The sequence below is a fragment of the Rhodococcus sp. IEGM 1379 genome (genome assembly GCF_030056815.1).
GTDB lineage: Bacteria > Actinomycetota > Actinomycetes > Mycobacteriales > Mycobacteriaceae > Rhodococcus_F.
Map to the genome: position 1 here is coordinate 45,340 of NZ_JASHKR010000032.1, position 6,107 is coordinate 51,446.

At 60.1% G+C, this 6,107-nt stretch carries 7 protein-coding genes; 1 reads left to right on the top strand and 6 read right to left on the bottom strand.

Annotated elements, in window-relative coordinates; translation table 11 throughout:
- Positions 1-15 precede the first annotated feature (15 nt).
- The 6 genes from QM600_RS17685 to QM600_RS17710 form a co-directional block, all read right to left on the bottom strand.
- On the bottom strand, positions 16-720 hold the full coding sequence (locus tag QM600_RS17685) for an ABC transporter ATP-binding protein (protein ID WP_283262793.1): 705 nt from the start codon (positions 718-720) through the stop codon (positions 16-18).
- Positions 704-1,498 (bottom strand): ABC transporter ATP-binding protein, encoded by a 795-nt coding sequence (locus QM600_RS17690; RefSeq protein ID WP_283262794.1) that lies wholly within the window; start codon positions 1,496-1,498, stop codon positions 704-706. The genes QM600_RS17685 and QM600_RS17690 overlap by 17 nt, the downstream gene beginning before the upstream one ends.
- The gene (locus tag QM600_RS17695) at positions 1,495-2,499 is read right to left on the bottom strand and encodes a branched-chain amino acid ABC transporter permease (RefSeq protein ID WP_283262795.1); all 1,005 of its coding nucleotides are present in this window, start codon (positions 2,497-2,499) and stop codon (positions 1,495-1,497) included. The genes QM600_RS17690 and QM600_RS17695 overlap by 4 nt, the downstream gene beginning before the upstream one ends.
- Positions 2,499-3,374 (bottom strand): branched-chain amino acid ABC transporter permease, encoded by an 876-nt coding sequence (locus tag QM600_RS17700; protein WP_094271667.1) that lies wholly within the window; start codon positions 3,372-3,374, stop codon positions 2,499-2,501. Before QM600_RS17700 ends, QM600_RS17695 begins: the two co-directional genes overlap by 1 nt.
- A gap of 15 nt (positions 3,375-3,389) precedes the next feature.
- The gene (locus tag QM600_RS17705; protein ID WP_283262796.1) at positions 3,390-4,574 is read right to left on the bottom strand and encodes an ABC transporter substrate-binding protein; all 1,185 of its coding nucleotides are present in this window, start codon (positions 4,572-4,574) and stop codon (positions 3,390-3,392) included.
- A 117-nt stretch (positions 4,575-4,691) separates the two neighbouring features.
- Complete coding sequence (locus QM600_RS17710) at positions 4,692-5,435, bottom strand: TetR/AcrR family transcriptional regulator (protein WP_283262797.1); 744 nt, start codon at positions 5,433-5,435, stop codon at positions 4,692-4,694.
- A gap of 301 nt (positions 5,436-5,736) precedes the next feature.
- On the opposite strand from QM600_RS17710, the gene QM600_RS17715 reads away from it, so the two are divergent.
- Positions 5,737-6,107: transporter substrate-binding protein (locus QM600_RS17715; protein WP_283262798.1), on the top strand; the 371-nt coding region annotated here is incomplete at its 3' end.

Here is a 6,107-nt window from a genome sequence, read left to right on the forward strand (position 1 = left end):
CTGCATGATCGTCGATCATCTCCCGTCGGCGCTGAGGACGCCCATCGATTGTTTGTAAGCAGCGTCGAGCGAAGCGGCAGAATCACATTCGCGCATGATCTCGCCACGTTGCATGACATATCCACGGTCCACGATCGCCATCAATGCAGCCAATGCCGGTTCAGTCACAATCACCGTAACGCCTTCGACTGCCAGTTGTCCTACAAGCGTGCGTAATTCAGCCACAATTTTCGGAGCCAAACCGGTCATCATCTCGTCGAGGAGCAGAAGTGACGGCTTGGCGAGCAATGCGCGGCCCAGAACGAGCATCTGCTGCTCGCCACCACTGAGAACCCCCGCGAAACTATCTGCGCGGTCACGCAGAATCGGAAAGCGATCGAAAGCGCTGTCCACGGCGTCGGCCTTCAAGCCGAGGAGATCAGCACCTACCCGCAGATTCTCGCGCACGGACATACGCATGAACAGCTGCCGCCCCTGCGGGACGTAGGCGAATCCGCTGCGTGCGCGCTGCAATGCCGACATCTTCTCGACGCGTCGGCCGTCCACACTGATGCTTCCGCTGGACGGCACCGAACCGTAGATTGCGCCCATCAAGCTGGTCTTGCCGGCCCCGTTCGGACCCACCAGTGCGGTGACCTGACCCGGTTTGGCCACGAAGCTGACTTCGCGTACCGCGACGGCCGAGCCGTAACGCACAGTGACTTTATCGACCTCGAGCATCGCGCGCTCCTTCTTCGTCTTCGGAACCGAAATACACCTCACGCATTGCGTCGCTGGAGAGGCACTCACGCGGCGGACCGTTGAAGGCCACGCCACCGAAATTGAGCAGGACCACAGTGGTTGCCAATTCTGCGATGAGGTCGACGTTGTGATCGACCAGTACGACGCCCTTGCCCTGCGCGGCAATGGAACGCACGGCGCCCGAGATTGCCTCGATGCCGTCGTGGTCGGCGCCGGCAAAGGGCTCATCCAGCAGCAGCACCTCCGGCTCGGTTGCCATAGCGCGGGCTACTTCCACCAACCGCTGCGCGCCCAGACTCAGGTCACCACAGGCGCTTTCGGTATCCGTGATCGAATACTCTTGGGCGACATCGCGAGCTCGCGCCGCAGATCGATCCCAGTTCTCGAACGGTCCTTTGAGTGCCCACCACAGAGAATGCAGTGGCGAGGTGATTCGATGTCCGTACAGGCCGGGGATGATGTTGTCGACGGCATTGAGCTCGAGGGCCAACTGCGGATGCTGGAAGGTCCGCGAAAGGCCGTGCCGGGCGCGACGTTCCGAAGGCCCGCTCAATGTCTTGCCGGACAGGCTGACGGTTCCCGAGTCGGATTGCTGCGTACCGAAGATGCAGTCCACCAGCGTCGTCTTACCGGCGCCGTTGGGGCCGACGAGACCGATGACCTCGCCGGGGCCGACTGTGAACGACACGTCGTTGACAGCGCGCACGCCGCCATAGGATTTGTGCAGCCCGCGAACCTCGAGTAGTGGATTGCTCATCGCGCAACACGCTCCTGGTAGATACGATTCGTTCGGTCGAGAAGTGCGCGAGACCATCCGATCACACCGCCGGGTGCCACGATCAGAATGACCAGAACTGCACCGGCAAGCAAGAGTTCACCGCTGCCCTGGTAGCCGGGCATGTTGAGTGTCACGATCACCACGATCAGCGCGCCCAACGGTGCACCCCAGGCAGAGCCGCGGCCACCGATGATCGGCATGAAGATCGCAAGAAAGACGATACTGAGAGTGAAGGTTTCGGGTGTCACCGCTTGAACGGAGACGGTGAACAGCGAACCGCCGGTCGACGCGATTGCCGCACCGATCGCCAATGCCACAACCGTCAAGTGGGTCGGATTGACTCCGGAAGACCGGGCGACATTCCGATTGTCCCGCGATGCCTGCAACATCAGGCCCCACACGGACTTCCGCAGGCGATCGACCGCGACGGCGATCAGGCAGACAAACAGAATCGCGAAGACGACCAACGCGTAGCGCGGCGGTTCCCAGCCGAACATCGTCAGTGCCGCGACACCGGAGATACCGGCCGAACCGCCCGTGAAGCTGGGTCCGTCGATCAGCCAGTGCTCGAACGCAATTCCGAACAGGAGTGTCACGGCCGCCAGGTAGAAACCGGAGAGTTTCTGTGTAGCAAGGCTGAGGAGTACTGCCACCACGGCAGCGACCAGTGCGCCGAGGATCCAGCCCCACCACATCGACATGCCGGTCTTCACCGAGATCAGGGCAACCGCGTAGGCGCCGATCGCAGCGTAGGCGCTGTACGCCATGGACAGTGACCCCGCAAGAACGAAGGGCACGTACATACCCAGCGCGATCAACGAGTACGTGGCGGCGAGGAAAATGAGGTCTTGGCGGTAGAGGCTCGGCCCCATCCAGAGAAGCACTGCCGCAACCACAGTCACGGTGATCAAGGCTTCACGCGAGACGTTCCCCAGGCTCATTCGCGACCGGGGCACGCGACCTGTAGTAATCGCACCCATCAGACGCGCACCTTTCTCGAGAGCAGACCTTCCGGACGGAAGGCGAAGAAGACCAGAGCGATCAACAGGATCGCCGTTTGAGCTGCGCTGGCACCGAAGTAGTACGGCGCAAATACCTGGACGATTCCCAGCAGCATGCCGCCGATCAGCGGTGCCCAGCTACGTCCGGTACCACCGATAACAAGCGCGATGAAAGCCGTCAGCGTCCACGACAACCCGCTGGTGAACTGCACACCCGCTTTGGGCGCGAACAACAATCCGGCGATAGCGGCGATGACGCCGGCCAGGGTGAACGCGATGAGCCGAACACGGTCCACCGGCAATCCGAGTACCCGCGCGGCATCCGGGTTGTCGCCCACCGCGCGCAGCAGTCGACCTGCTGTGGAGCGGTTCAGCCAGATCCCGACACCGAGGAATACCAGTGCCGTGCCGGCGATCAGAACGATGGTGGCGCTGTCGACGGTGGCGCCGAGGACGGTGACCGGAGCAAAGTCGAAGATCTTCTGCCCGGGCAGCGGAGTGCGTCCGAAGACGGTTCCCGCAAGCTGCTGAATACCGAACAGTACAGCGGTCACGGCCACCAGCGCGGGCAGTTCACCTCGCCCGGAACGCTTTTGAACCTGCTTGACCACCAGCTTTTCGGTGAGGACCGAAAGCCCCACCGCAACAGCAATTCCCAACGGCATCGCCAACCAGAGTGGGTACCCCTGGTTTACGACAACCCAGCTGGTCGCCATGGCTGCTGCCATGGCGTACGGGCCCATGGCGAAGTTGAAGAAATCCGCGCCGACCACCACGAGGTACATCCCCAAGGCGATCAGTGAGAAGAAGGCACCGATCTCGATGGCTGCGAGCCAGAGTTGTGCGTCTGTCATGTCTAGGCTCCTCGATTATCCGCACGGGGGCTGATAGGAAGCCCACGGCCCGGCAGGTTTGTTGTCGTCGCCGAACTCGATGAGCACCAATCCGCACAGGCTGTCCGGAGCGAGATGATCACCGGGGCTGAAGGATAACGTCAATCCTTCCTGCCCGAAGGTGGCCGGAAGTCCTGAGACCTGTTGGAGTGCATCACGAACCGCGGTTCGGTCCTGATGGCCACCGGCGATCTCGATTGCCTGCGCCAACATCATCATCGCGTCGTACGCCTGAGCGTCGTACGCGGTGAGTTGGTAATTGGACCCTTTGAAAGCCCTGACCTTGTCTGTAAGTTCCGCAGTTCTCTTGTTGCCAGCACTGAGAGATCCCATGTAAACCATGCCTTCGAGTGCTCTCGGATCCGCCAAAGCCCATGAAGCCGGCTGGTTTCCGATCGAAGCGAGCGAGAAACGCTGCGTTGCGGGTGCGATCTTCGAGAGTGTGTTGTGCGCGAGAATCTCGAAGTGTCCACCGATGCTGGCGACAAGGATTGCGTCTGGCTTGGTTTCGACGAGACGGGATACCTGCGCCGTGAGATCGGCAGCATCGACGGGAGCCTTTTCGACGGCCGTCACCTTCGCGCACTTCTCCAGATCCGGGCGCAGTGTCTTGATGATTCCGTCGATGGATGCGCTTGCATCACCGAGGATTCCGAGCGACTTGTAGCCCAGTTTCTCGAATGCTCCGCAGTACACCTGGGCATACTGCTTCAGTGAATTCGGGATCATGAACGAGTAGTCGTTGCCCGGCGGAGACGCAAAAGCATCACTGAGTACAACCGGGGCGATGGCCGGAATCTCCGACTGCTCGAGAATCGACTTCGCCTGCAGGACAGAACCACTACCGGTCGCGAGGATAACTGCGCTGGCACCCTGGTCCACCAGTTTCCGAATGATCGACGGAGTCTTGGTGGGACTGCTCTCGTCATTCTCGACGACGAGGCGCACGGGTTTGCCGTTGATCCCGCCGGCGTCGTTGATCAGATCGACCGTCATTCGAACCGTCTGACCTGCAATGGTGCTGTACGACGCTCCCGGACCTGTTGAATCCTCGTCCAGGCCGATCACGATCTCGTCTTCCGGAATGACTCCGGCAGACGCGCAGGCACCCGTTCCGAGGACGACCACCGCAAGTACGGCTATTGCCTTCCCGAGTCTCACATCTCACTCCTGTCCAAACAGCATTTGGTAAATCAAACAAGCGCTTGATTCACAGCTCTGGGCAGAAGTATGCACTGGGTCACAAAAATAGTCAAAACCGCCGGAAACCGGCAGTGATCAGCTAGGTCGCTGGGCTTGAAGTTTGCGAATCACGGAGCCGAGGTCGCGGATCGCCGACTTCAGTTCGTCCACATCCGAACGAAGTTCGGCCACCTCGCTAACCTCCGACGGCACATCCACCGGGGCCTCAACCGCCGACAACGGCTGTGACGGCGCACTGCCGTCGTCGCGTGCAGCAAAGCCGTCCAAGAACACGGTGATCAGATTGCGCTCGAGCTCGTCGGCACGTTCAGCCAACTGCGGACGGTACTGCGTAACGGTCGACCACACCGACTCTCGCAGGAGCCTGTGGAACTGTTCCGGATCGATATCGGCCCGAAACTCCCCGTCCGCAAGTCCCCGGGTTATTGCCGTGCGCCAGTAGTCATGAGCCTTCCGCACAGCAATCGTGATGGGTGCGTCCTCCGACTGGGACGAGAGAATGGCCTCGCCCTGGTAAACCTCCGTCGCATACGGATGATCCACAGCCGTTGCAAACGAGACGGAAACCATCGACGCCAACCGCGCGCGCGCCGATCCCCCGGATTCGATCGACGATTCGTAGCGGACATTGAGGTCGTCGAGAAAGCGGACGACTATCTCATTCGCGATGGCGTCCTTGGAATCGAAGTAGTGGTACAGGCTGCCCGACAGGATTCCGACCTCGTCTGCGATATCTCGGACCGTGGTTGCCGAAATCCCTCGCTCACTGAACAACTTGGCCGCGTGAGCGAGTATCTCTTCTCGTCGGGTCGATCGCACTGACTAGTCCCCTCCAACATGTCGATCTCCAAGCGAATGCTTGATCAATTCCCGGATATTAACACTGCATGCAACACCGAACCCCCTCTGACCTGCACGGTGAGAATCCCGAAATCAAATCGACATATCGGACACACGATGGTGACTGACGGTCATTCTTTCCGAAACAAGTTCTACTTACGCTCTGCAATCGACGAATACAACGGCGTATACGACATCTGGATACACAGCCCGTCACACAGTGTCTTTGAAACACAGAGCCATCGAAACACAGAGCCATCGACTACGAAAGGCCACGTATATGCGAACTTTCTCGAAGCGCACCCTTGCCGCACCGGCTGCACTTGCCGCACTGGGATTGGTACTCACCGGTTGTGGAAGCAAAGCGAGCGACACCGCGACAGGCGAGACAACGACAGCGTCGTGCGTCGATACCGCGGGTGACACGATCAAAGTTGGTTCCCTCAATTCACTGTCCGGCACGATGGCCATCAGTGAAGTGACAGTGCGTGATTCGATAGCCTTGGCAGTTCAAGAGATCAACAACTCCGGCGGCGTGCTGGGCAAGAAGGTTCAGATCGTCGCCGAAGACGGTGCATCCGAGCCGACGGCATTTGCCGAGAAGGCCGAGAAACTTATCAGCAGTGACTGCGTTGCAGCAGTTTTCGGCGG